Below are 1,192 nucleotides of genomic sequence, written 5' to 3'. Positions count from 1 at the left end.
CCGGGACAGACCCCGGCCCAGGAGGCGAGGTGCTTGGCGGAGGGGAAGCGGGCCATGTCGCCGCCGGTCTCCGCGATGATCACTTCGGCGACGGCCTGGTTGATCCCGGGGATGGTGTCGAGGAGGTCGAGGGCGGGGCGAAAGGGGGCCATCGTCTCCTCGATCCGTTCGTCGAGCTGCCGGATCGCGGCGGTGAGCTGGTCGTAGTGGTCCAGGTGCAGCCGGGTCAGGAACCCGTGGTGCTCGCGGAAGCGGCCGGTCAGGGCCTCGGTGAGCTCGGGGATCTTGCTGCGGAGCTTGCGTTTGGCCAGCTCAGCGAGGGCCTGCGGGTCGCGTTCCCCGGCGATGAGGGCTTCGAGCATGGCCCGGCCGGAGACGCCCATGATGTCGGAGGCGACCGCGGCGAGCTTGATCCCGGTGTCCTCCAGCATCTTCTCCAGCCGCTGCACGATCTGGCCGCGCTCGCGGGTCATCTGGGTGCGGGCTCGGGTCAGATCCCGCAGCTCGCGCACCGGCTGCGGCGGGACGAACGAGGCACGGACCAGGCCGTGGGCGCCGAGCTGGGCCAGCCAGGCCGCGTCCGAGACGTCGGTCTTGCGGCCGGGCAGGTTCCTGACCTGCCGCGCGTTGACCAGGATCACGTTCAACTCGTCGGCCAGCAGGTAGTAGAAGGGCTTCCAGTAGTCCGAGGTCGCCTCGATCACCACCAGGGTGACCTGGGCGGCGAGCAGGTGATCGCGCAGGGCGAGCACGGCGTTCGTCGTCGCGCCCCAGGTTGTGGTCTCAGTGGTGAACGACCCGCGCCGTTTCGTACTCGGAGTGCGGATACACGCCTTGGCGTCCTTCTTGCTGACGTCCACACCGGCGCAGCGTTCGTGCAGTACGTCCATGTCCAGAGCCCCTCCCCAGGCGGCCGAGCGGTACGCCGTTCCGGGAGGGCCAGGGTGGATCAGGAATTCTGACGCACGTGCTCACAGCAACACTCCACGGTTCCCGTGGACGGCCCTCGGCACCATGCTGACCTGCGAGCTCACCGGCATCACAGAGACCTCGGTTTCGGCCGGAACGAACCCCTCCAGCGTCCCGGACCCGTAGCAGCTCACGTCAGGGCAGACAGAAGCACCCCCGGCGCGCGCCACGGGATTTACCACGCCCACGGCGCGCGCCGAAGGCGCGCTGCGCTGCTGACCTG

General features: G+C 69.4%; 1 protein-coding gene. It reads right to left on the bottom strand.

The annotated features are described in order from the left end of the window. On the bottom strand, positions 1 to 890 hold an 890-nt coding region (locus ACZ4SA_RS36970), incomplete at its 3' end, for an IS110 family RNA-guided transposase (protein WP_468283268.1). Positions 891 to 1,192: the final 302 nt, after the last annotated feature.

The organism is Streptomyces sp. NPDC027962, from assembly GCF_055566095.1.
Note: the sequence above shows the minus strand (reverse complement) of the source record. Positions and strands in the feature narration are given on the sequence as shown.